The sequence below is a fragment of the Streptomyces sp. NPDC048664 genome (genome assembly GCF_040650555.1).
Taxonomy (GTDB): Bacteria; Actinomycetota; Actinomycetes; order Streptomycetales; family Streptomycetaceae; genus Streptomyces.
Window position 1 is genome coordinate 24628 of the sequence record NZ_JBEZHK010000010.1, and the last position, 21790, is coordinate 46417.

Annotated in this window: 20 protein-coding genes and 1 tRNA gene; 6 read left to right on the top strand and 15 right to left on the bottom strand. The window is 73.3% G+C overall.

Going from position 1 to position 21790, the window contains the following annotated elements:
* Positions 1 to 78: 78 nt before the first annotated feature.
* The 5 genes from ehuA to AB0C59_RS13405 all read right to left on the bottom strand — a co-directional run bounded on the left by ehuA (position 79) and on the right by AB0C59_RS13405 (position 4226).
* A complete protein-coding gene (gene ehuA / locus AB0C59_RS13385; protein WP_363004151.1) occupies positions 79 to 807 on the bottom strand; it encodes an ectoine/hydroxyectoine ABC transporter ATP-binding protein EhuA in 729 nt (242 codons plus the stop codon).
* Positions 808 to 871: 64 nt separating this feature from the next.
* Positions 872 to 1522 carry an ectoine/hydroxyectoine ABC transporter permease subunit EhuD gene (gene ehuD / locus AB0C59_RS13390; RefSeq protein WP_363003805.1) on the bottom strand — a complete coding sequence of 217 codons (651 nt, stop codon included), beginning with the start codon at positions 1520 to 1522 and terminating at the stop codon, positions 872 to 874.
* Positions 1519 to 2238, bottom strand: coding sequence for an ectoine/hydroxyectoine ABC transporter permease subunit EhuC (gene ehuC / locus AB0C59_RS13395; RefSeq protein WP_363003807.1), 720 nt, complete (start codon positions 2236 to 2238; stop codon positions 1519 to 1521). Before ehuC ends, ehuD begins: the two co-directional genes overlap by 4 nt.
* Positions 2235 to 3140, bottom strand: a complete 906-nt coding sequence (gene ehuB, locus AB0C59_RS13400) for an ectoine/hydroxyectoine ABC transporter substrate-binding protein EhuB (RefSeq protein ID WP_363003809.1) — start codon at positions 3138 to 3140, stop codon at positions 2235 to 2237. The genes ehuC and ehuB overlap by 4 nt, the downstream gene beginning before the upstream one ends.
* A gap of 114 nt (positions 3141 to 3254) precedes the next feature.
* Positions 3255 to 4226, bottom strand: coding sequence for a D-2-hydroxyacid dehydrogenase (locus AB0C59_RS13405; protein ID WP_363003811.1), 972 nt, complete (start codon positions 4224 to 4226; stop codon positions 3255 to 3257).
* A gap of 250 nt (positions 4227 to 4476) precedes the next feature.
* On the opposite strand from AB0C59_RS13405, the gene AB0C59_RS13410 reads away from it, so the two are divergent.
* Positions 4477 to 5241: a decarboxylase gene (locus tag AB0C59_RS13410; protein ID WP_363003813.1), complete on the top strand. Its 765-nt coding sequence runs from the start codon at positions 4477 to 4479 to the stop codon at positions 5239 to 5241.
* A 109-nt stretch (positions 5242 to 5350) separates the two neighbouring features.
* On the top strand, positions 5351 to 6448 hold the full coding sequence (locus AB0C59_RS13415) for an LLM class flavin-dependent oxidoreductase (protein WP_363003815.1): 1098 nt from the start codon (positions 5351 to 5353) through the stop codon (positions 6446 to 6448).
* Between the two features lie 42 nt (positions 6449 to 6490).
* Here AB0C59_RS13415 and AB0C59_RS13420 read toward each other — a convergent pair whose 3' ends face one another.
* A complete protein-coding gene (locus AB0C59_RS13420) occupies positions 6491 to 8437 on the bottom strand; it encodes an EAL domain-containing protein (RefSeq protein WP_363003816.1) in 1947 nt (648 codons plus the stop codon).
* A 470-nt stretch (positions 8438 to 8907) separates the two neighbouring features.
* Between AB0C59_RS13420 and AB0C59_RS13425 the strand changes: the two genes are divergently transcribed.
* On the top strand, positions 8908 to 10332 hold the full coding sequence (locus tag AB0C59_RS13425; protein ID WP_363003817.1) for a M6 family metalloprotease domain-containing protein: 1425 nt from the start codon (positions 8908 to 8910) through the stop codon (positions 10330 to 10332).
* 65 nt (positions 10333 to 10397) lie between these two features.
* On the opposite strand, the gene AB0C59_RS13430 is transcribed toward AB0C59_RS13425, so the two are convergent.
* From AB0C59_RS13430 to AB0C59_RS13460, 7 genes are all read right to left on the bottom strand, one after another.
* Positions 10398 to 10471 (bottom strand) — tRNA-Lys (locus AB0C59_RS13430).
* Positions 10462 to 11091 (bottom strand): bifunctional DNA primase/polymerase, encoded by a 630-nt coding sequence (locus tag AB0C59_RS13435; protein ID WP_363003818.1) that lies wholly within the window; start codon positions 11089 to 11091, stop codon positions 10462 to 10464. The genes AB0C59_RS13430 and AB0C59_RS13435 overlap by 10 nt, the downstream gene beginning before the upstream one ends.
* 110 nt (positions 11092 to 11201) lie before the next feature.
* Entirely contained in the window at positions 11202 to 11570 is a 369-nt protein-coding gene (locus tag AB0C59_RS13440) for a hypothetical protein (protein ID WP_363003820.1), read from the bottom strand.
* Between the two features lie 157 nt (positions 11571 to 11727).
* On the bottom strand, positions 11728 to 13080 hold the full coding sequence (locus tag AB0C59_RS13445) for an AAA domain-containing protein (RefSeq protein ID WP_363003822.1): 1353 nt from the start codon (positions 13078 to 13080) through the stop codon (positions 11728 to 11730).
* A complete protein-coding gene (locus AB0C59_RS13450) occupies positions 13077 to 14678 on the bottom strand; it encodes a hypothetical protein (RefSeq protein WP_363003824.1) in 1602 nt (533 codons plus the stop codon). Before AB0C59_RS13450 ends, AB0C59_RS13445 begins: the two co-directional genes overlap by 4 nt.
* Positions 14669 to 15847, bottom strand: coding sequence for a hypothetical protein (locus tag AB0C59_RS13455; RefSeq protein ID WP_363004153.1), 1179 nt, complete (start codon positions 15845 to 15847; stop codon positions 14669 to 14671). Before AB0C59_RS13455 ends, AB0C59_RS13450 begins: the two co-directional genes overlap by 10 nt.
* The gene (locus tag AB0C59_RS13460; protein ID WP_363003826.1) at positions 15798 to 16775 is read right to left on the bottom strand and encodes a phosphatase PAP2 family protein; all 978 of its coding nucleotides are present in this window, start codon (positions 16773 to 16775) and stop codon (positions 15798 to 15800) included. The genes AB0C59_RS13455 and AB0C59_RS13460 overlap by 50 nt, the downstream gene beginning before the upstream one ends.
* 240 nt (positions 16776 to 17015) lie before the next feature.
* On the opposite strand from AB0C59_RS13460, the gene AB0C59_RS13465 reads away from it, so the two are divergent.
* On the top strand, positions 17016 to 17612 hold the full coding sequence (locus tag AB0C59_RS13465; protein WP_363003828.1) for a histidine phosphatase family protein: 597 nt from the start codon (positions 17016 to 17018) through the stop codon (positions 17610 to 17612).
* Between the two features lie 306 nt (positions 17613 to 17918).
* Here the strand turns inward: AB0C59_RS13465 and AB0C59_RS13470 are convergent, their stop codons facing one another.
* Positions 17919 to 19382 carry a hypothetical protein gene (locus AB0C59_RS13470; RefSeq protein WP_363003830.1) on the bottom strand — a complete coding sequence of 488 codons (1464 nt, stop codon included), beginning with the start codon at positions 19380 to 19382 and terminating at the stop codon, positions 17919 to 17921.
* Between the two features lie 315 nt (positions 19383 to 19697).
* Here AB0C59_RS13470 and AB0C59_RS13475 point away from each other — a divergent pair, with 315 nt between their 5' ends.
* Positions 19698 to 20126 (top strand): hypothetical protein, encoded by a 429-nt coding sequence (locus AB0C59_RS13475; protein WP_363003832.1) that lies wholly within the window; start codon positions 19698 to 19700, stop codon positions 20124 to 20126.
* 85 nt (positions 20127 to 20211) lie between these two features.
* Positions 20212 to 21078, top strand: a complete 867-nt coding sequence (locus AB0C59_RS13480; RefSeq protein WP_363003834.1) for a fused MFS/spermidine synthase — start codon at positions 20212 to 20214, stop codon at positions 21076 to 21078.
* A gap of 180 nt (positions 21079 to 21258) precedes the next feature.
* On the opposite strand, the gene AB0C59_RS13485 is transcribed toward AB0C59_RS13480, so the two are convergent.
* Positions 21259 to 21783: a hypothetical protein gene (locus AB0C59_RS13485; protein ID WP_363003836.1), complete on the bottom strand. Its 525-nt coding sequence runs from the start codon at positions 21781 to 21783 to the stop codon at positions 21259 to 21261.
* Positions 21784 to 21790: the final 7 nt, after the last annotated feature.

Below are 21790 nucleotides of genomic sequence, written 5' to 3' on the forward strand. Positions count from 1 at the left end.
TCGCAGCACGCTCTCACGTCCGGCGACAAAAGAAATACTACCTGGTCTCCCGGGGTGCTCATGACCACCCTCGGGCGGTCACAGCACCGCGCTGAGGAACTCCCGGGTCCGGGCCTGCTCGGGTTCGGTGAAGATCTGCTCCGGGGCGCCGGCCTCGATGACCTTGCCGGAGTCGAACATCAGCACACGGTCCGAGATGTCCCGGGCGAAGTTCATCTCGTGCGTCACGCACAGCATGGTGATGTCCGTGCTGTGGGCGATGTCACGCAGGACGTCCAGGACCCCGGCGACCAGCTCCGGGTCCAGTGCCGAGGTCACCTCGTCCAGCAGCAGCACCTGCGGGCGCATCGCGAGCGCTCGGGCGATGGCGACGCGCTGCTGCTGCCCGCCGGAGAGCTGGTTCGGGTACTTGTCCAGGTGATCGCCGAGCCCGACCAGGTCGAGCAGCTCGCGCGCCCGCTGCTCGGCCTCGTCCTTCGACATGCCGAGCACGGTCACCGGCGCCTCGGTGATGTTCCGGAGCACCTTCATGTTCGGGAACAGGTTGAACTGCTGGAAGACCATCCCGATGTTCTTGCGTATCTCCCGGACCTGCTTGTCGTCCGCCGGGAACAGCCGCTGACCGCCGACCGTGATGGTGCCCTCGTCGGGCTTGGCCAAGGTCATCAGCAGACGCAGGATCGTGGTCTTCCCGGAGCCCGAGGGGCCGATCAGGGTGACGTGCTTGCCCGGCCGCACGGAGAAGTCCAGCTTGTCGAGGACCGTGTGGTCGCCGAAGCGCTTGGTGACCTGGTCGAAGCGGATCAACTCGCCGCTGGGGGCCGCGGCCGTCGCGCTCGCGGGGGCGTCGGGTTCTTTCCTGAGGGGGGTGTCAGCGGACAAGACGTCGCTCCAGGGCTCGCAGGAGGAGGGAGGCGGGGTAGGAGATCAGGATGAAGGCCACCCCGATGACGGTGAGAGGCTCCGTGAACTGGAAGTGCTGCTGGGAGAACAGCCGTGCCTGGCCGAGCATGTCGAGCACGGTGATCGTCATCAGCATCGGCGTGTCCTTGAGCATCGCGATCACGTAGTTGCCGAGCGCGGGCACGACCCGGCGGATCGCCTGCGGCAGGATCACCGCGGTCCAGGTGCGCCGCACCGGAAGGCTCAGCGCGGTGGCCGCCTCCCACTGGCCGGCGGGCACCGCGTCGATGCCGGCCCGGTAGACCTGCATCGTGTACGTCGAGTAGTGCAGGCCGATCGCGAAGACACCGGTGGTCAGCGCGGAGAAGGTCAGCCCCCACTCGGGCAGCACGTAGAAGAGGAAGAACAGCTGCACCAGCAGCGGGGTGTCCCGGACGAACTCGGTCACGACCCCCACCGGCCAGCGCACCAGCCGGGTCGGCGTGCGCATCAGCAGCGCCCAGAGGAGACCGAGGGCGAAGGAGATCAGTGAGCCGAGGGCCAGCGCCTGGAGGGTGACCTCGAGACCGTCCCAGAAGTGCGGCATGAAGGCGCGTACGGCGCCCCAGTCCCAGTTCACGCGACACCGCCCGTCACCGTGGTCGTCTCGGACTGCCGAGCGGAGGAGGAGGCGGCGGTCCGCCGCGGCGCCTTGCCGACGCCCTCCTTCAGACGGCGTTCAAGACCGCGCATCAGCCGCGTGAGCAGGAAAGCGATCACGAAGTAGATGATCAGGAGGTACGTGTAGATCTTCGCGCTCTCCTGCAGCGCCAGCCGCACCAGGTTCCCGCTGAACGTCAGGTCGCCCATGCCCATCACGGAGACCAGCGCGGTCCCCTTCAGCAGCTCGACCAGCAGGTTGGAGAACGGCGGGATCATCTCCGGCACCGCCTGCGGCAGCAGGATCTTGCGCATGCGCTGCCAGGGGGTGAAGCTCAGCGCGATCCCGCCCTCCCGCTGCGCCGGGTCGACGGCGTTCAGGGCGCCGCGTACGATCTCGGCGCCGTACGCCCCGTAGGTCAGCCCCAGGGCGAGCGTGCCCGCCCACAGCGGCACCAGCTGCCAGCCGAAGGCGAGCGGCAGCACGAAGAACACCCAGAAGATCATGATCAGTGCCGAGGTGCCCCGGAACACCTCGGTGTAGAAGCCGGCCAGGAAGCGCACGATCCACAGCCGGTGGGTGCGCGCGATACCGACGGCGAAGGAGACCGCCCCTGCCAGCAGCGCGCTGAGCACGAGCAACTGGACGGTGATCCATATGCCCTTCAGTACGAGGTCCCACAGACCCGAAGTCATCCGCGGCACAGCTCCTTCGCGGTCATGTCGGTCATCTCGGCCCTGCCGAAACCGAAGGGGCGCAGGATGCGGTGGACCTCGCCGTTCGCCTTCATCCTCCGCAGCTCGGCGTTGAAGGCGTCCCGCAGCCGTGTCTCCGCGGACCGGAACGCGAAACCGCCGCCGTCCACATGGGGTTTGCCCTTCACCAGCGGCGCGAACGGCTTGGTGGCCTCCGCCTCGGTGGACTTCCTGACCACCTCGCGGGTGGTGAGCGCGGTACCGGCGAACACGTCGACCCGGCCGGCCTCCACCGCGTTCAGTCCGGCGACCTGATCGGGCACGATCAGGATGTCGCTCTCCTTGTACCCGGCCTCCACGGCGTACTGGATCTCCGCGTAGCCGGTGCCGGTGGCGAACTTCGCCTTCTTCGCCACGACGTCCTTGTAGTTGTGCAGGCCCTTGGGGTTGCCCTTGCGCACGATGAAGGAGTCGAGCATCTGGTAGTCGGGGTCGGCGAAGATGACCTGTTGACAGCGCTCCGGGTTGATGTACATCCCGGCGGAGACGACGTCGAACTGCTGGGAGTTCAACCCGGGTATGAGGGAGCCGAACTCGGTGGGCACCGGCTGGACCCGGTCGACGCCGAGCCGTTTGAACACGGCCTTCGCCAGCTCCGGGGCCTCCCCGGTGAGTTCTCCGTCCTTGTCGATGTAGCCGAAGGGGATCTCACCGGCGATGCCCAGGCGTACCACGCCCTGGGCCCTGAGCCGGTTCAGCAGATCGCCGCCTGAGGTGGTCGACGCCGAGGCCACGCGGGTGCAGCCGGCCGCGCCGAGCGCTCCGATAGCGGCGACACCGGCGAGCAGTGACCGTCTGGTGGGTCCGGGTTTTTCCGCGTCCTTCGTCCATGGTGGAGCCATGGGCGCGCGGCTACCCGAAGCCATGCGATGTATTCCGGCCGGTTTCGGCCCCGCCCCGCTCCTGACGGCCGCGCACGGCACCGCGTTCCCGACGGGGAGGACGTCACCGCGCGCTCAGCGGCCGGGAACGTACCCCCGCGCCTTGTCGACCACGTTCACCAGCGGCCGTCCCGCCTCCCACCGCTCGAAGAGCGCGACGAACTGCGCGCCGAGCTCGTCCCACCGGCCGACCGTGTCCCCGCTCATGTGCGGGGACACCAGCAGCCCGGGAAGGCGCCACAACCGGCTGTCGCGGGCGAGCGGTTCCCGCGGGAAGACGTCCAGTGCCGCGCCCGCGATCCACCGCCGCGACAGCGCCTCGGCGAGCGCGTCCTCCACCACGAGCTGCCCGCGCCCCACGTTGATGAAGCGGGCCGAGGGCTGCATCACCCCGAAGCGCCTCAGGTCGAACATGCCCCGCGTCCGCTCGGTGAGCGGAGCCGCGGCGATCACCCAGTCGGCCCGGGCGATCAGCCGGTCCAGGTCGTCCGGGCCGTGGATGCCGGTGTGCGGGACACGGCCCACGACCGACACCGTGACACCCAGCGCCTTGAGCGTGCGGGCGATGGTCCGCCCGATCGGCCCGGACCCGACCACGCAGGCCCGGGTGCCCGCCACCCGCGTCGTCTCCCGGTGCCGCCACTCCCGCTCCCCCTGCAGGTCCCAGGTCCGGGGCAGGTCCTTGGCCAGCGCGAGGACGAGCGCGGCCACGTACTCGGCCACCGGCAGGTCGAAGATGCCGCGCGCGTTCGTCACCACCGTGTCGGACGCGGTGAGTTCGGGGCACATCAGATGGTCCACACCCGCACTCGCGGTGTGCACCCATCGTGGCCGGGGCCCCTGCCCGGGCCACGCCGCACGCACGGCGTGGGAGGTGACGTCCCAGACGAGCAGGACGTCCGCGCCCGGCAGGCGCCGCGCGAGGGCCGCGTCGTCGGCGTACTCGATCCGCACCCGGCCGGTGAGCCGGCCGAGCCGGGGCGGTGGACCGGTGTCGGCGCCCAGAACGAGCAGGGTGGGGCGGTGCGCGGGCCGGGAAGCGGGCATACGGGTACCGGGCCTCCCTTCGGCGGAGGCGGCCGACGGTGGATGGCGGCGGCCGGCCGGGCGTCTGACATGCGCGGACGGAACACGGTCGCACCCGCGGCAACCGCCGTCAACATGCCGGCGGCGCCGGCGGCCCGTGTGCTCTGGGCCGACCGGGTGAGGAGAACGGGGCTGCTTTGCGTCACCTGGGTACCCGGGCGCCGGATACCCATACAACACCGGGAGAACCGGAAGAACAGGAAGGTTGGGCATGACCGCACTCGGATTCCTCTACCCGGGCCATCACGCCGAGGACGACTACCCGCGCATCGAGCAGTTGCTGGCCAGTGACATCCGGGTCGACCTCGTGCACATCGCCACCGGTGAGGGTGCGCACCCGGCGGACGCCCTGCGCGCGGGCATGGCACCGGACGCGGCCGGCGCACCCGGGCCGGACGCGGCGCGGCAGCTCGCCGCGGGCGTCGAGGAACTGCGTCTGGCGGGGGCCGAGGCCGTGGTCTGGGCGTCCACCAGCGGAAGCTTCACCCCTGGCTGGGAGGGCGCCCACGAGCAGGTGCGCGGCCTCGCCCACGCGGCCGGGACGCCCGCGTCCTCGACCTCCTTCGGGTTCGCGCACGCGGTGCGGGAGATCGGGGCGCGGCGGGTGGCGGTCGCGGCGACCTACCCGGACGGCGCGGCGGAGCTGTTCGCCCGGTTCCTGGGCGCGGCGGGCGTGGAGGTGGTGTCCGTGCACAGCGCGGGGATCGCGTCCGCGCGGGAGGTGGCCGCGTGGGACGCGAAGGAGGTGCTGGCCCTCGCCCAGGCGGGCGATCACCCGGACGCCGAGGCCGTCCTGCTCCCGGACACCGCGCTGCACACGGCCGCGCATCTCACCCTCCTGGAGAAGGAGCTGGCCAAGCCGGTCCTCACCGCGAACCAGGTCACGGTCTGGGAGGCGCTGCGCCTGGTGGACCGCCGGGTGAACGCCCCGGCCCTGGGGGCGCTGTTCACCAAGGAGCCCATCGTCCAGGTGTGAACAGTTCGCGCGGGGGCGGGGACCCGCCGGGGCGGGCCGCCCCCGCGCCGGGCGGGCGGGAATAGGCGGGGAGTGCCTCCTGTTGTGCGACGCGGAAGGCGACACGCACATGGGAGGCAGTTCGGTGGACGAGATCCGCGGCACGGCACAGGGCACCGCCCCCGTGCCCCTGTCCGTACTCGACCTGGTCACGGTGGGTGCCGGCCACACCGCCACCGACGCGCTGCGCACCGGTGTCGCCCTCGCCCGCCTCGCCGAGGCCCGCGGCTTCCACCGGTACTGGGTCGCCGAGCACCACTCGATGCCGGGCGTCGCGTCGTCCTCGCCCGCCGTGATCCTCGCCCACCTCGCCGCCCACACCGAGCGCATCCGGCTCGGCTCGGGCGGCGTGATGCTCCCCAACCACGCCCCGCTCGTCATCGCGGAGCAGTTCGGCACGCTGGAGGCCATGGCTCCGGGCCGTATCGACCTGGGCCTCGGGCGCGCCCCCGGCACGGACGGCGCCACCGCCGCCGCGCTGCGCCGCGCCGACCACCTCTCCGAGGGCGCGGACGACTTCCCCCAGCAGCTGAGCGAACTGACGCGCTTCCTCGACGACGACTTCCCGGACGGACATCCCTACGCCCGCATCCACGCGGTCCCGGGCCCCGTCCAGGCCACCGCGCCGGGCGGCGTCCAGTCCGCCCACAGGCCGCCCGTCTGGCTGCTGGGCTCCTCCGGGTTCAGCGCCCAGCTGGCCGGCATGCTGGGCCTGCCCTTCGCCTTCGCGCACCACTTCTCCGCGCGGAACACCGTCCCGGCCCTCGACCTGTACCGGGAGTCCTTCCGCCCCTCCGCGGTGCTGGACGCGCCGTACGCCCTGATAGGTGTCGCCGCCCTCGCCACCGACGAGGAGAGGGAGGCCCGCCGCCAGGTCCGCGCCGCCGCGCTCAACATGCTCCGTCTGCGCATGGGCCGCCCCGGCCTGGTCCCGACGCCCGAGGAGGCGGAGGCCTACGCGTTCAGCGCGATGGAGCAGGAGTTCTTCGAGTCCTGGACGGCGAACGTCGTCCACGGCACCGCCGACGAGGTCCGCTCCGGCCTGGACGCCCTCCACAAGCGCACGGGGGCCGACGAGTTGATGATCACGTCCAACGCCCACGACGGCGCGCTCCGCCTGCGCTCCTACGAACTGATCGCCCAGGCCTACGACTTCCCGGCCTCCTGACCCGTCCGGGTCGGGGCCGGCAGGGCCCCGCAAGCCCCGCCGCTACGCGGCACCCCCGCGCGGGCGGGACTCCACGAGTTCCGTGATCCGGTCCGCCGGTACGGGGCGCGAGTACAGCCACCCCTGCCCGGTGTCGCACCCGATCCTGCGCAACCGGCTGGCCTGCGCCGAGGTCTCCACGCACTCGGCGGTCACCGTCAGCCCCAGTCGGTGCGCGAGCTGGATCATGGCTTCCACGATGACCTCGTCGGCGGGGTTGGGCCGCTCCCCGTCGTCCGCCCCCTCGTACTGGAAGCCGCGGACGAACGACCCGTCCAGCTTCAGCACCGACACCGGCAGCCGGCTGAGATAGGCGAGGTTGGAGTAGCCGGTGCCGAAGTCGTCGATGGCGATGTGCACGCCCATGTCGCTGAGTGCCTGGAGGGCCTGGAGGGGCCGGCCGGCGGAGCCCATGACGGCGGACTCGGTGAGTTCCAGTTGCAGCAGGTGCGGGGCGAGCCCGGTCTCCGCGAGCGTGTCCGCAACGTCCGCCACCAGGTCGGAGTCCCAGACCTGACGCACCGCCACGTTCACACTGACGAAGATCGGCGGTTCGTCCGGGCGGTCGAGTTGCCAGCGGCGCGCCTGCCGGCAGGCGGTCCTCAGCGCCCAGCGCCCCAGCGGCACGATGGAGCCGTCCTCTTCCGCCAGTCCGATGAACCGATTCGGCGTCAAGGTGCCGAACTGGGGGTGATGCCAGCGCACCAGCGCCTCCACCCCGCGCACCCGGCCGTCCTCCATCCCCACCAGGGGCTGGTACTCCAGTGCGAACTCGCCCCGTTCGATGGCCGGCCGCAGGCCGGAGGACAGGGCCTGACGGGTCATGCGGTGTGCGTTGCGCTCCGGGTCGAACAGGGTCCAGCGGGCCTTCCCGTCGGCCTTCGCCCAGTACAGCGTCGTGTCGGCGGCCTGCATCAGACCGGTCGCCGTCGTCCCCGCGGCGTGCCGTTCCACGACGCCGATCGAGGCCGACACGGACAGCCGCTGCCCGGACAGGTCGAACGGCGCCTGGATCGCCTTGAGCAGCGACTCGGCCAGTTCGGCGAGCTGGTCGGTGCCGGTCGAGTCCTCGACGAGCAGCGCGAACTCGTCCCCGCCCAGCCGGGCCACCAGGGGAGTGTTCGCGCGGGTGCGGCCGACCTCCTCCGCGCAGCGCGTCAGGCGCTCCGCGACCGCCGAGAGCAGCCGGTCGCCCACCCGATGGCCGAGCGAGTCGTTGACCGCCTTGAAGCCGTCGAGGTCCAGGTAGCACAGCCCGATCCGGCCGGTGCCGCTGGCCTCGTAGGACTGCGCCTCCAGTGCGGCGGACAGACGTTCGAAGAACAGGCCCCGGTTGGGCAGCCGGGTCACCGGATCGTGCATCTGCAAGTGGCGCAGCCGGGCCTGCAGTTCGCGCCGGACGCTGATGTCGGCCACGGAGAGCAGGACGGCGTGCTCGTTCTCCGGCAAGGGGGTGACGGTCACCTGGACCCAGAGCGAGTGCCCGTCGGGGTGTTTGAGGCGGCGGGTGCAGCGCAGTCGCGACTGCCGACCGCACAGCATCTCGCGGTACGCGTGCCAGGTACGGGTGTCCGAGGACAGGTCCACCAGATCGGCGGCGACCCTGCCCACCACCGCGTCCGTGCCGGTGCCCAGCAGCGACCCCATGGCCTCGTTGGCGGTGACGATCAGGCCCTCCTCGCCGACGACCGCCATGGCGAGCGGCGCGGCGGCGAACGCGGCGCCCAGCGTGTAAGGGTGCGGCCGGGCGGCCGGGGAGGGAGGGGACCCGCCGGCGGGCGGCACCGGGTGCACCCCGGGCGAAGGCCCCGGCGCGGGGCCCGGCGCGGGTCCTGGAGTGGAGGGGGCGGCCGCGCCGGTCGACGCGATGTCGTACACCTGGTGACTCTCCGCGACGGCCGGGCTGACGAGGTCTGCCGTGGGCGCCGGCCCTTCGGACGTTCCGCTCACCGCTCGCTCCCGCAGTGCACTCGTTCTTCGTACGGATCTCGTGGGTCTCGTCGGAGCCGACGGCCGCGTGGTGAACGGCCGTACAAGCTGTACAAGCTGTGTTCGCGCAGGAAAGTGTGCCGATCATAGAGGCTGCCTGAGGAGCCTTCCAGCCGTCGTCCGGCCTCCGCGTGCGCGCGCACCTTCTGACAGATCGTTTCTGCCCGCCCGGGGCCCCGCTCTATCAGGCCGCGTCCGACTGTGACGTTCCGTGAGTGTCCGGGGTGTCGGTCGGAGCCGACCGCCCCCTCGGTGCCCGTGCGCCGTCGTGTGCTCCCACTCCGCACTGCCCCTCCCCGGAGTCGAGGATCCCTCCTGGCCTTTCCCCCGACTGACGGCCTCTCACCCTTCCGGGGCAGGCAAACAGGGCGTAGTCATACAAGTAGGACAAAGCTGGGTGCGGAGTTCCCGAACCGCACCCGGAGGTCGACGTGTCGCGTCCGCTCCCCCTCAAGGGATCATTCCGGAATGCCCCCAGGGGGCTTGTCCGGGGTGGGGCGGCGCCGATACTCCGCAGGACCGCGTCCGTCGTCACGGCGATGGCGGCGATGGTCGCGACCTCCGTCATCACCGGCCCCGCCCTCGCCGAGCCCCTGGCGGCGAGCTGCGAGCTGGAGCGCGGTCAGGCGCACCACTCCGAGGGGTTGGACACCTGGAACGCCTCCTACACGCGGCCGGTGCACGCGCTGGAGGCGGTCATGGTCTTCCTGTCGTTCACGGACGCCAAACCGGCGACCACGCCGGCCCAGCTGACCGCGGACTACTTCCCCGAGACCAGCAGGTTCTACGAGCGTGCCTCCTACGGCCGGTTCACCCTGCACCCGCACCCGGTGGGCCGCTGGATCCAGATGCCCCACGCCTCGACCTGGTACGCGATGAGGCGTGACTGGAACGCGGCCCGCCGCTCCGCGTATCTGCACGACGCGATCGCGGTCTCCGACAAGTATGTCGACTACTCGCGCTACGACATCGTGTACTTCGTCGCCGACCCGAACGCGCCCGGTGTCGACTCCGACGCCACGAAGGTGGTGAACCTCGACACCCCGCTGCGCGCCGACGGCACCGACATCCGCCGGGTGGTGACGGTCTTCGAGAAGCATCCGCCGGACCGGCTCGTCCTCGCCCACGAGACCGGCCACACGTTCGACCTGCCCGACCTCTACCACCGGCCCACCGGTGGCAAGGGCGACTGGGACACCTATGTCGGCGACTGGGATCTCATGGGCAGCCAGTTCGGGCTGGCGCCGGACATGTTCGCCTGGCACAAGTGGAAACTGGGGTGGATCGACCCGCGTCAGGTGGTGTGCGTACGCGGCATGGTCACGCGGCTGACGCTGGAGCCGCTGGAGGCCGGGCCGACCGGGGTGCCGCAGGTGCCGGTGAGTGCGGGGTCGTCCTGGACCTCGGCCACGACCGCCTCGGCGGGCGCGGTCGGCGCGGCGGGCAGTCCGGCCAGCCCGGGCAGCCCGGATGGTGCGGGTGCGGTCGGCGCGGATCCTGGCACGGAGGCCTTCGGGTCGGGGAGCGGCACCAAGCTGGCGGTCGTGCGGACGGCGCCCGACAGCGTGATCGCGATCGAGGCGCGCTCGGCCATCGGCAACGACACCGGGGTCTGCCTGCAGGGCGTCCTCGTCTACCGCGTCCGCAGCGACATGGAGTCCGGCGACGGCCCCATCCAGGTGCTCGACGCCCATCCGCAGTCGGCGGCGTGCTGGGGCAACTCGGTGTATCCGCCCCTCGCGGACGCGCCGGTCGCGCTCGGTGAGAGCTTCACGGTGCCCGGGGACGGGGTGAAGGTGACCGTGGAGGACCAGACGCCGACGGGGGCGTGGGTCGTGAAGATCACGAGAGAGTGAGAAAAAGACGATGGCGGTCCCACCTCGCACCATGCTGGTGCAGGACAGAACCGCCATCGCGTCTGTGCGCCGCCAGGGACTCGAACCCCGGACCCGCTGATTAAGAGTCAGCTGCTCTAACCAACTGAGCTAGCGGCGCCTGCTGACGTCGTAGACCTTAGCATCCTGGTCGGCGGGAGGAAAAATCGATATCCGTACGGCGGCGGAGGCCGCGGTGCGTGCCGCCCGTACGGCGGCCCACAGAAGGATCTCGGGCCCCGGAAGCCAGGGGTGCCGGGTGTCGGGCGCCACCAGCCAGCGTGACTCGGGGCGGGCGTCGTCGGCCGGGGTGCGGCGGGCGGCGGGCACCGTCACGGCGTCGCCGGGGCCGTGGCACAGCAGCGGCGGGATCCGGTGCGCCCGCCCGCCCCACTCCTCCCAGTCGAGCAGGGCCGGCAGCCGCCGGGCTGTTCCCGGCGCCGTGAACAGCAGCATCCGGCCCCGGTGCGCGGCGACCGGCCCGGAGCCGGGCCCCTCGTCCCACAGTCGGTCCAGCATGCGGCGTCCGAAGATCGCGGGTGCGTTGATCACGTCGAACACGCTGCCGCACGCCAGGACCACGGGGGCGGCGGGCCGCTCCGCCCAGAGCGCGAGCGTGCTGCGCGGGTGCGCGGCCGCCGAGGCGAGCCAGGCGGCGCCCTCCGTGGTGACGCCCGTGGCGTCGAACCGGTCGGAGGGAGGTACGCGCGGGGACTGCGTCGACGGCGTTCGGCTGCTCATGGCGTCCACATCTACCGGCGGTGAGCGAACGGTCTCCGAGAGTCGCCGAATTCCGGGACAGGGGCGGCGGCGCCGGGTACAGTGCCGCCGGGCATATGCCCGGCGATCGCTCAGCCCAGGCTCTCCGGGCCCCCGCCGGCCTCGGTGCCGCGCAGCAGGCCCCGGCCGAACTCCACCATCCTCTTCGCGTAGTCCTCCGTCCACTCCGCCCGCTCGGCGATGTCCGCGGGGCTCAGCCGGTCGAAGCGGCGCGGGTCGGCGAGCTGCGCCGCCGCGACGGCCTGATACTCCACCGCCCGGTCGGCCGCCGCGCGAAAGGCCTGCGCCAGTTCCGTGGCCCGCGCGAGCAGTGCCCGGGGGTCGTCCATCGACTCCAGGTCGAAGAAGTGCTCCGGGTCGCAGGCCGCCTCCGCGGGCTCGAAGAGCAGGGGCGCGGGGCGTAGCCGCGACTCGTTCCGACGCGGCGTGGGCTCCGCCATGTCTTCTCCTTCTCGTACGGTTCGGGTGGCGCCCCCCTTCCGGTGGGCCACCGTCCATTGTCTCGCGGCGACGCAAGGGGGCCGGGGCGATGCGGACACCGGCATCCCCTGTCCCAAGGCCGCCGGCCCCCACGATGTTCCCCACCGCTCGCCCTGGTCAGGGGCGCCAGGGGATCCGGTGTTCGGCGAGGTGCGAGAGCACCGCGTGGTTGGCCTCCCAGCCGTCCGGGAACTTCACCGTCACGCCGAGGGCCACCGGCTCCGTCGAGGGGTGGTCGTCCAGCAGGGACGACACCCCCGACCTGCACACCACGATGCAGGCGTGCCGGTGGCGGGACGCCAGGACGCACAGGCGGCCGGTCTCCAGGTGGAACGCGGTCGCGTCCGGGCGGCCCGACAGCGGATGCAGCACCACGGTCACATCGAACTCCCGGCCCTGAAGCCGGTTCGCCGTGTCCACCGCCACATTTCTCACTCCGAGGTCCGCGAGGGCGGCACGGACCGCCGCCGCCTGGTCCCGGTGCGCGGTGCCGACAGCGATCCGGTCAGCCGTCAGCGGCACCGGCTGCTCGGACCGCTCCGAGAGGGCCGCCCCACCCCGCTCCAGCAGCCGCCGTACGACCGCCGCCACCGCACGCACCGCCTCGGGGTCCGTGCGCGGGGTGTGGCGCGCGGGCAGCTCCAGCAGGCCCCAGCCCGTCCCGGCCGCCTCGTCGATCACCCGGTCGGGCCCCGAACCGTCCGAGGCCACCGCGAAGGAGAGCCGCCGGTCCCCATGCCCCGTACCGCTGCGGAACGGGGTGAACGGGTAGAAGGCGTCCGACACCAGCGGTGCCGCCGACGCGGGAAGCCGCCAGGACACCGGAAGCCGGTGCTGCGGCAACCGCGGGTTGTGGGCCAGCAGTGTCGTCACCGCCGAGGCGGACGGGTCGTACGACAACCCGGCCCACTGCTCCACGCCCACGATCGCGAACGGGTCCAGCTGCCCGGGGTCGCCCACGAACAGCGCACGTTCGAACAGGCCCGCCACCGCCAGCAACGCGTCCGAACGCATCTGGTACGCCTCGTCCACGATCGCGTGCCGCCAGGGCTCGACATCCTTGACGTGCGCCCACTTGGCGGCCGTGGAGATCACGACGTCCAGGCCCGCCAGCTCCCCGACCTTCGCCGAGGTGCGGACGTTCGGCAGCGCGTCGAGCGCCTTGTCGTAGGGGTCGGTGTCGCTGCTGTGCAGTCGCCCGACCGGCAGGCCGGGCTCCTTCTCCGCCAGCCGCAGCACCAGGTCGTCCACCTGCGCGTTGGTCTGCGCGATCACCATCAGGGGCCGTCCCGCGCCGGCCAGTTCGAGCGCGGCGCGGACGACGAGCGTCGACTTCCCGGCCCCCGGCGGCGAGTCGACCACGACCCCGCGGTCCGCACCGTGCAGCGTGTCGCGCAGGATCGCCTCGGTGGCCCGCGCGGCGGCCGTGCCCGGGTCGACGGCCCCGCCCGGCTGAGCGAACACGGTCACAGGACGTCCTCCTCGGTCGGTGGATCGGGCTGCGGAAGCGCGTCGGGCTCGCCCGGCGGGCCACCGTGCGTCCAGGGGGTGTTCTCCGGATCGGGCAGCCGGGCCCCGCCCCGCTGCTCGTGCTCGAAGAGCGTGAAGCAGACGACGTCGCCCTTCTCGGGCACCGAACCGGCCTCCGGCTCCTTGCCGCGGCCCATCTTGTCGAGGATGCGCAGCACCAGCAGGCCGCCGTCCCGGCCGCCCTCGAACCCGACGAACTCGGCCGTCTGCGGCTTCCCGCCCAGCGACCGGTACACCTTCGTGCGCTCTCCCACGGCCGGGGAGTCGCCGGTGTCCACGGTCACCAGCGGTCGGGGGCTCGGCCGCTTGCCCTCGCTGTACGCCATCACCACCTCGGTGACCTCCCCCTCGAACGCCTGCCCGGCAAGCCGCTGCCCCGCCATCAGCAGCGGGTCGTCCAGCGCCTCCTGGGCGTCGAGGCGGGCCTGCTCGCGCTCGCGCGCGGCCAGCTTGTTCGCCGCCGTCACCGCGTCGTCGCGGCGCGGCTGCGGCGGCTCCCCGGCCGTGATCCGGTCCCGGTGCGCGGTGAACGACCACCGGTCCCGCGTCCACCGGTCGGCGACATGCGCGCCCTCGGGCAGCTCGCGCAGCAGGTCGAGCCCGCGCCACACGGCGTCCCAGGCGGGCCGGGTCCGGCTGGCCACCAGCTCGCGGATCCACTGCTCGGCCGCGGTGAGGTCCCCGAGCCGGTCGTCCGCCTCCACACCGTCCTCGGCGGCGGCGAGCCGGGACCGTGCCCGGTCGTAGGCCTCGATGGCCGGGGCGAGCAGCTTGTTGTCGAAGGCCGGGTCGGTGGCGGGGCCCGCCGGAGGGCACAGCAGCTGGCCCGCACCGTCCCGGGTCAGCTCGGCCCGCAGCGCGGCCTCGGCACCCGACTCGCCCGGCGGGGGGTCGATCCAGGCGAGCACCTTGCCCAGGTGCTGGTCCTCCAGGCCGGACTGCCCGCTCGCCCAGTGCTGGGCCAGCAGATCCGTGGCGGACAGCAGCAGCGAGGAGCCGGGGACCCGGGCACGCTCCCCGTAGTGCGTGAACCAGCGGCCCAGCAGCGGCACGCGCGGCGGCGCCGGATACGGGGCCTCCGGGTCCTGCTCGGCGGTGCGCCGGAACCGCGTCGCGCGCCCCAGCAGCCGTACGAACCCGATGCCCGCGCCGCTCGGCACGATCAGCTGCGGCGCGTCCGCGCACAGGTCGACCTCCACCTTGACCCGCTTGCCGGTCTCGGGATCGGTCTCCGTGCGCTCGGCCGCCTCCACCGTCTCCGCGTGCGCGTCGAAGTGCGGCAGGACGATGTCCGCGAGGGCGGCCAGGAACGCGAACCGCAGGTCGCGGTCGCGGGGCTGCGGCACCACGAGCAGCCGGGGCGCGTCCCGTTCGGTGCCGACGAGCGCGCCGAGCGGGGCCCCGGCCTCACCGGCGGTGGTGAGCGGCACGAACACCAGCGGCCGGTCGGACAGATGCCGGTGGCGGACGGTCGCGGCGGGCTGGGCGCGTCCGGAGCGCACCGCCTCCAGGCGGCCGAGCGTGGCGATCAGCGACATCCGGCGCCCTCCCGGCCGGCCAGTGCCTCGGCCCGCAGCGCGGACGCCCTGCGCAGCGCGGCGACCGCCGGATCGTCCGGGTCCCCGACCGCACCCTGGGCGGCGGCGAGGACCTCGTCCACCGTGGTCAGGCCGCCCAGCTCGGCCCGCAGCGAGCGGCCGTAGGAGGTCACGGCGCCCTCGGCGCGGGCGCGCCCGCGGCAGTGGAAGGCCAGCTCGCAGGCCGAGAGGCACTCGGGCGCGTAGGTCGCGGACACCGACTCCACGGCTGCTGTCAGCCGGTCCTGGGGGAGGTCCGTGGCGAAGCAGGTGCCCTCGGGCAGGGTCTCGGCGATCTCCTCGATCCGGGTGAGCCGGTCGAGCTGGCGCCGGGTGACCGCGCGCTGCTTGCGGACGTCGACGGCGCAGGCGGTGGGCAGGTTGGAGAAGTCCTTCGGGCAGACCAGCAGGATCCGGTCCCGCACGAGCGGGGCGGCGCCGGGCGCGCCCTCCTCGTCGGCCGCACCGCTTCCCGGAGCCCGCGCGCCGAGGCGGTCCGCGACCTCATCCAGCGCCAGCACGTACACCGCGGACTGCCGGGCCGCCGCCCCCACCTTCGCCGGGTCGGCCGAACCGTCCAGCATCGGGAAGGACTTGATCTCGACCACCGTCCAGCTCCCGTCCGGGTGGACGACGACCGCGTCGGGCTCGAGGAACGCGAGGGAGCCCGCCACGTCGAGGGCGAGCAGGGGATGGTCGAGCAGGGTCCAGCCGCCCCTCGTGCCGGCCTCGCGCAGCGCCAGCGCCGTGCGCGCGACGCGTCCCTCGGGGCCCACCGCGGTGAGGTCGGCGACGGTCGCCGTCCCGGGGGCCTCGGCGGCCGGGTCGAGCTTCTCGCGCACCAGCCGGAGCAGCTCGGCCCCGCCGTCCGCCTTGACCCGGGCCTCGAACGCGTTGCCCCGCATGAAGGCGAACTGGGACTGCCCGAACGCCGACGGGGCGCCCAGCGCGCTCGCCAGCGCCGCCTTGTCCACTCCCGCCCCGTCCAGGAGCGCGCGCCGTCTGCACCCCGGGTTCGCGGCGAGCGCCGCGAGGGCGCGCGCGTCGAGAGCCTTGGGTGGGACGGAGGGCCCGCGCAGGTCAGCGAGCCGCTGCCGCAGCGCCGTCGCCCGCGTCCGCGGGGGAGGCACCCGGCTCGGCTTCCTGCCCTGGGCGGGAGAGGCGCTGTCGGGGAATTCGCTCACCCGTCGAAGTCTGGCACCCGCCACTGACAACGGGGGAGTCCACCGTGCCCGAGACGTCCGAAGGGGCGTCCGCGGCGGGGGAGGCCACGGGGGACGCCGAGGGCAGCAGCCGGGCCCGGAGCGCGTCGGCGGCCCGCGTCACCGGGCGTGCCAGCAGGAGGCCGACGCCCATCACGGCGATGCCCGCGACCGCGTCCAGGAGATAGTGGTTGGCGGTGCCCATCACCACGATCGCCGTGGTCAGCGGGTACAGGACGGCGGCCGCCCTGGCCCAGCGCGAACCGCCGTGGCGCCACAGCATCACGCCGCACCACAGCGCCCAGCCGACGTGCAGGCTCGGCATCGCCGCGTACTGGTTCGTCATGGCGCCGAGGCCGCGCGGCGCGCTCGCGGCGCCGCCCCACCAGCCGTACGAGCTGTACTGGGCCATCGTGTCGACGAAGCCGTGCTGCGCGGAGAGCAGGCGGGGCGGGCAGGTCGGGACCAGGGTGAAGCCGATCAGGCCGAGGAACGTGGACGTCATCAGCCAGGTGCGGGCCGCGCGGTAGTACTGCTTGCGGCGCCGGAACAGCCACACGAGGATCGCCGGGGTCACCAGGTAGTGCAGCGACGCGTACCAGAAGTCGGCCGGCACACCGAGCCACGCCTCGCGCGTGAAGAGACGGTTCAGCGGGTGCTCGGCGTTGATGTGCAGCAGCTTCTCCGCGCGCAGCAGCGCCAGACCGTGGTCCACGGCGGTGGAGGCGTCGCCGCGGCCGAGCAGCCGGCCGGCGGAGTACGAGAGGTACACCAGGACGATCAAGGGCAGCTCGGTCCACCAGCGCAGGCGGGTCAGCGGGCCCACCCCGGTGTCTGGTGTCTCGGCCTGCGGCATCCGACTCGCCCTCCCCCTAGTGATCGCTGCGGTCCCAGCGTTCCGGTCGTGCCACCTTACGGTGCGCGCTCCTGTCCGTGTGGTGCGCCCCCGGCGCCCCCGGCCCTCAAAGACGCAGATCCCACCGGTCAGGTTGTCCGAGAGCCGTATGGGCGATGATGGTGTGACCACCGTATGGATTTCCCCTCGGTCGTGGCGGTCGCGTGGAGGTCCCCCGCCACGTCCCGGAAAGGCCCCCCCATGGCACCGCGCATCCTGCTGGCCCGGCACGGACAGACCGAGTGGTCACGGTCCGGCAAGCACACCGGCAGGACCGACATGCCCCTCCTGGAAGAGGGGCGCCAGGGCGCCAAGCTGCTGGGGGAGCGCCTGCACCGGGCGCCGTTCGAGGGCCTGCCGGGCGTCGAGGTGCGCACCAGTCCGCTCTCACGCGCGCGGGAGACGTGCGAACTGGCCGGGTTCGGCGACCGGGCGGCCGCCTGGGACACGCTGCTGGAGTGGGACTACGGGGCGTACGAGGGGATGACCCCCGCCGAGATCCGGTCGATCCGGCCCGGCTGGCTGATCTGGCGTGACGGCGTGCCCGAGGGGGAGACCCTGGCCGAGGTGTCCGCCCGCGCGGACGAGGTCGTGGAGTGGGCGCGCTCGGCGGACCAGGACGTCCTGGTCTTCGCGCACGGACACATCCTGCGCTCCATAGGCGCGCGCTGGCTGGGCCTGCCCCTGGAGTTCGCCGCGCGGATCAGGCTCAACCCCACGTCCCTGTCGGTGCTCGGCTGGGCCTACGGGGAGCCGGCGATCGAGTCGTGGAACGACCTGGGGCACCTGGCGGGCTGACGTCTCTCCGGCGACGGCGGCGACTGCTGCTGGCCCACGCGCCGGCGCACGGCCCCGCCCGGGTGCGCACCCCCGCAGGAACCGGACCGGGTCGTAGGTCCCGTAACGCGTCCCGTGCGGCGCCGCCGAGCCGGTGGGCGGCGCCGACCCCGCCCAAGACGACGGCACCGTCCTCGCCGTGGGCGGTCCGGCACCGGAGGCGGCGACACGCGCGGCACCTCGGGGAGACCCCGGGAGCCCCACCGCGCGCGTACCGCGACACGTTCGAGGGAAGGGTCGGCGCGGACTGCCGCCGAGGCGGCCTCCTCACGCCATGCGGGGAAGGTTCGCGTGGCGGTCCAGGAACGCGGACACGCCCGACGCCCGCCGGTGCGGCAGCAGGACCCTCGCCGTGCCCGCCAGCATGCTCTGGATCCTGGAGGACTGGACCTCGTCGAGGAGGTCCAGGACCCGCCACCCGGCCGTGGCCGCCTCGTCGGGACGGCCGCCCCGGGCGAGGTCGTCGGCCAGTTCCGCCGTGTACAGGGCGATGTTCCGGGTGAAGTGCGGGTCCTGGAGTTCCGCCGCGCGCCTGGCGTGCCGGGCCGCCCGGTGCCAGTCGCCCAGGGTCGACCAGCACTGCGCCTCCAGGCCCTCCAGCTCGGCCTCGCCGTAGAACGTCATCCACTCGGGGTCCGCGTCCGAGGAGCCCCGGTCGAACAGCGCCTGGGCCCTGGCCAGGGCCTGCTCGCAGCCCGCCCGGTCCGCGAGCCCGGCCCAGCCGCCCGCCTCCCGCAGGGAGAGCAGCGAGAGCAGGCGGTGCGAGCCGAGCGGGCGCGCGGCGCGCTGCGCCGCCTGCGCCGCCCGCACGGCCTCCCGAGGGCGCCCGGCGTCGCGTGCGAGGAAGGCGGTGTTGCAGAAGGCGTGGGCCTCCAGGGCCGGGTCACCGGCCATCCGGGCCGTGGCCAGGGCTTCGGCGTAGTGCGAGCGTGCGTCGTCGAAGCGCCCGGAGTCGTGTGCCAGCCACCCCACCGAGATGGCCAGTTCGCCCGCGCCCGCGTACAGCCGGTCGGCGACCGACTGCCGGGTCGTGCCCGCGTCGAGCAGCGCGTACGCGGCGCGCAGCGGGGCGGCGGCGCGGCGGTAGAGGCCGTCGGCGCCGTGCCGGTCGTCCAGTACGCGGATCTTGCGCACGGCCTCTTCGAGCGCGCCGGCCTCGGACGAGCCCGGGCGCTGGGCCGGACGTCCGGCGGCGGTCGCCCGGCCGCCGAAGGCGAGCCCGAACGGGCTCAGGGAGGCGGCCGCCACGGTGGCCGTGCCGCCGGTCATGAACGCGCGACGTTGCACGTCGCTCTCCTCGTGGTTCTGTTCGTCGTACGCGTGCGTGCCGTACGACTCGTGCGTCTCGTAGGTGTGTGGAGTGTGATACGTCCCGCGCGTCCCCGGTGTCTCACCCAGGGGGTGCGGGTCACGGACGGTGCGTGGGGGGAGCGCGCCCTCGGTCGGGCGCGCTCCACGGCCGCGTACCACCGACCGCGGGGCGAACCCCAGGTCGGTGAGCGAGCGGCCGGGGAACATGTGCAAGAACACCCGTTCGTAGGCGTAGTTGGGGCAACGGATCTCGCCCGCCTCTACCCGTCCGATGTACCGCGCGTCACAGCTGACCCGCTCACCGATCTCGCGGGCGGCGCGCCGGACCGCCGCGGCGAACTCGCCCGGCGAGCGCTGTCCGCGCAGGTGCCGGAAGGCGAGGTTCGGCCGTGGTGGCCTGGGGGATGAGGACGAGGTCATGGTCGGGCCCTCTCGTGCGAACCGTCGAACCATGCCGGGCCGGGGACGACTTGGCGGACCTGCCCCCGTGGTGCGCCACGTGCTTCCCCGATCCGGCGGTGAATGAACGTACCTGCCCCGCGAGCTCCGACATGCGATGTTTGGCTACAAAACGGATATCTCATGCGCGATCCGCCATGAACTGCCATCCTTTGCGGCAGTGTTGCGCCCGTTGCCGTTGACGTCCTGGAGCGTTGAACCCGACGGATCGGGAAGCCGCCCGAACTTCCGTCCCGTGTTCCGTCGTCGGGGAGGGGTGCCGTCTTGGAGGCCGGGATGCACACCACGCAGAGCGTCGAGTTCCGTACGCAGTCGTCGAGCGCGCGGCCGGTACCGGAGCGCGGAGCGCCGCCGCGGCCGGCACCCGACCTGGTGACCGTACCGGTCCGGCAGGGGCTTGAGGCGGTCGACATCCTCCGCCGCGGCGCGGGCGACCGCGTCGGCCCCGTGCTGCACGACGACGGCTGCGACACCCTGGGCTTCCTGGTCCCGCCGGGCACGGCGGCGGCCTGGGACGTACCCGGCAGCACCTGCACGCAGACCGACGCGCGCGGTATCGGCTTCGCCGTGCCGGCACCGCCCCTTCAGGGCACCGGTTGGCTGCTGCCGCCCGGCGACGCCGGACTGGCGACGGACCCGGCGGTGCTGCGGGCGGCACTCGGGGAGGCGGCCCGGCTGATCGAGGCCGCGGACAACTGTCGGTGACCGTTCGCTGACACCGCGGCACGGGCCCCGCGCCCGCCCCACCCGCCGATGGGCCGCCCCCTTCCGGGCCCCTGATAATGGCGGAGTGGGCAGGTCACGGAACGCGCGGCGGGGGCAGGCGGCGGATGCCGTCGAGGAGACGGTCGAGGGCGGGCTCGCCCAGTTGATACCCGACCGGGACCGGGCGCGCGCCTGGACCCTCCTCATCGACGGCGCGCCGCAGTCCCACGTCGATCTGGACGACCCCGCCCATCTCGCCTTCGAGTACCAGCGCCGACTCGGCCACGTCATCGACCTGGCCGCCCCGCCCGGCCGCCCCGTCCAGGCCGTGCACCTCGGCGGCGGCGCGTTCACCCTGGCCCGCTACACCGCCGCCACCCGTCCCCGGTCCACCCAGCAGGTCGTGGAACGGGACGCGGCGCTCGTCCAACTCGTCCGGCGGGCGCTGCCCCTGGACCCGGCTGCCCGCATACGGGTGCGCTCCACCGACGCCCGTGAGGGGCTCGCGAAGGTGCCGGACGGGTGGGCGGACCTGGTCATCGCGGACGTCTTCAGCGGGGCACGCACCCCCGCGCATCTGACGTCCGTCGAGTTCCTCACGGAGGTCCGCCGGGTGCTCCGCGACGGCGGCGTGTACGCCGCGAACCTCGCCGACGGTCCGCCGCTCGCCCATCTGCGGGGGCAGATCTCCACGGCGGCGGTGGTCTTCCCCGAACTCGCGCTGATCGCCGACCCCGTGGTCCTGCGCGGCAAGCGCTTCGGCAACGCGGTCCTGGCCGCCTCCGCCCATCCTCTCCCCGTCGCGGAACTGACCCGCCGGGCCGCCTCGGACCCCCACCCGGCCCGGGTGGAACACGGCAGGCCCCTGAGGGACTTGACCGGCGGAGCCGCCCCGGTGACGGACAACTCGGCGACAGCGTCCCCGGCCCCGCCCCCGTCGGTCTTCCGCTGAAGCACAGCCGAACCACCGGGTGCCCGCTCGGGCGCGGCCCGCATCGCGATCCACCACGCCCGTCGCTTGTCCGCATCGTCGCCCCCGTCAACGCGCCCGCGGTCGAGGAGATACGCCGGCCGCAACGATCAGGGGCGCGGGGACCTGCGCGAAAAAGCCGCAACACCCGCAGCGCGCCTCTCAGTAGTTCCCGACCTCCACCCGCGGAGCGCTGTCGTGCCACACGCAGAACACCGACACCCGCCGCACCCCCGAGGCGAACTCGACCCGGATCCAGGTCTCGGTCTTCCACACCTGCATCGACCACCCGACCCCCGGCGTGGCCGACACCAGCGTCGCGGACGACGTCCCGAGGTCGAAGACGACCCGTCCCCCGTCGGTGTCGTAGCCCTTCACCCGGCCGACGTCCGGCGTTGCGGAGGGAGCCGGCGCCGCCGTCGTGGAGGCCTCCCGGCCGCCGCCCGCCTTCGAGGGCGAGGGGGAGGCAGAAGGAGAGGACGCGGGCGCGGAAGGCGTCGCGCTCTCCCGGCCGCTCACGTCCCGAGAGGGCTCCGGCCGCGTCCCCTGCGCGGCGGCGATGGGCAATGCCCGGGGCGGGTCGTACGCGGTCCCCGCCATCACCGTGTGGACGCCCCACCACGACAGCGTGACCGCGGCGCCCGTGGCGAGCGACCACGCCAGTACGTGTACGAGTCCTCTCAGCATCCCGGCC

What these genes read in the sequence shown, in the direction of transcription:
- ehuC (WP_363003807.1), bottom strand. Translation starts at nt 2,238, where the DNA reads ATGACTTCGGGTCTGTGGGACCTCGTACTGAAGGGCATATGGATCACC.
- ehuB (WP_363003809.1), bottom strand. Translation starts at nt 3,140, where the DNA reads ATGGCTCCACCATGGACGAAGGACGCGGAAAAACCCGGACCCACCAGA.
- AB0C59_RS13405 (WP_363003811.1), bottom strand. Translation starts at nt 4,226, where the DNA reads ATGCCCGCTTCCCGGCCCGCGCACCGCCCCACCCTGCTCGTTCTGGGC.
- AB0C59_RS13410 (WP_363003813.1), top strand. Translation starts at nt 4,477, where the DNA reads ATGACCGCACTCGGATTCCTCTACCCGGGCCATCACGCCGAGGACGAC.
- AB0C59_RS13415 (WP_363003815.1), top strand. Translation starts at nt 5,351, where the DNA reads ATGGGAGGCAGTTCGGTGGACGAGATCCGCGGCACGGCACAGGGCACC.
- AB0C59_RS13435 (WP_363003818.1), bottom strand. Translation starts at nt 11,091, where the DNA reads ATGAGCAGCCGAACGCCGTCGACGCAGTCCCCGCGCGTACCTCCCTCC.
- AB0C59_RS13440 (WP_363003820.1), bottom strand. Translation starts at nt 11,570, where the DNA reads ATGGCGGAGCCCACGCCGCGTCGGAACGAGTCGCGGCTACGCCCCGCG.
- AB0C59_RS13450 (WP_363003824.1), bottom strand. Translation starts at nt 14,678, where the DNA reads ATGTCGCTGATCGCCACGCTCGGCCGCCTGGAGGCGGTGCGCTCCGGA.
- AB0C59_RS13460 (WP_363003826.1), bottom strand. Translation starts at nt 16,775, where the DNA reads ATGCCGCAGGCCGAGACACCAGACACCGGGGTGGGCCCGCTGACCCGC.
- AB0C59_RS13465 (WP_363003828.1), top strand. Translation starts at nt 17,016, where the DNA reads ATGGCACCGCGCATCCTGCTGGCCCGGCACGGACAGACCGAGTGGTCA.
- AB0C59_RS13470 (WP_363003830.1), bottom strand. Translation starts at nt 19,382, where the DNA reads ATGACCTCGTCCTCATCCCCCAGGCCACCACGGCCGAACCTCGCCTTC.
- AB0C59_RS13475 (WP_363003832.1), top strand. Translation starts at nt 19,698, where the DNA reads ATGCACACCACGCAGAGCGTCGAGTTCCGTACGCAGTCGTCGAGCGCG.
- AB0C59_RS13485 (WP_363003836.1), bottom strand. Translation starts at nt 21,783, where the DNA reads ATGCTGAGAGGACTCGTACACGTACTGGCGTGGTCGCTCGCCACGGGC.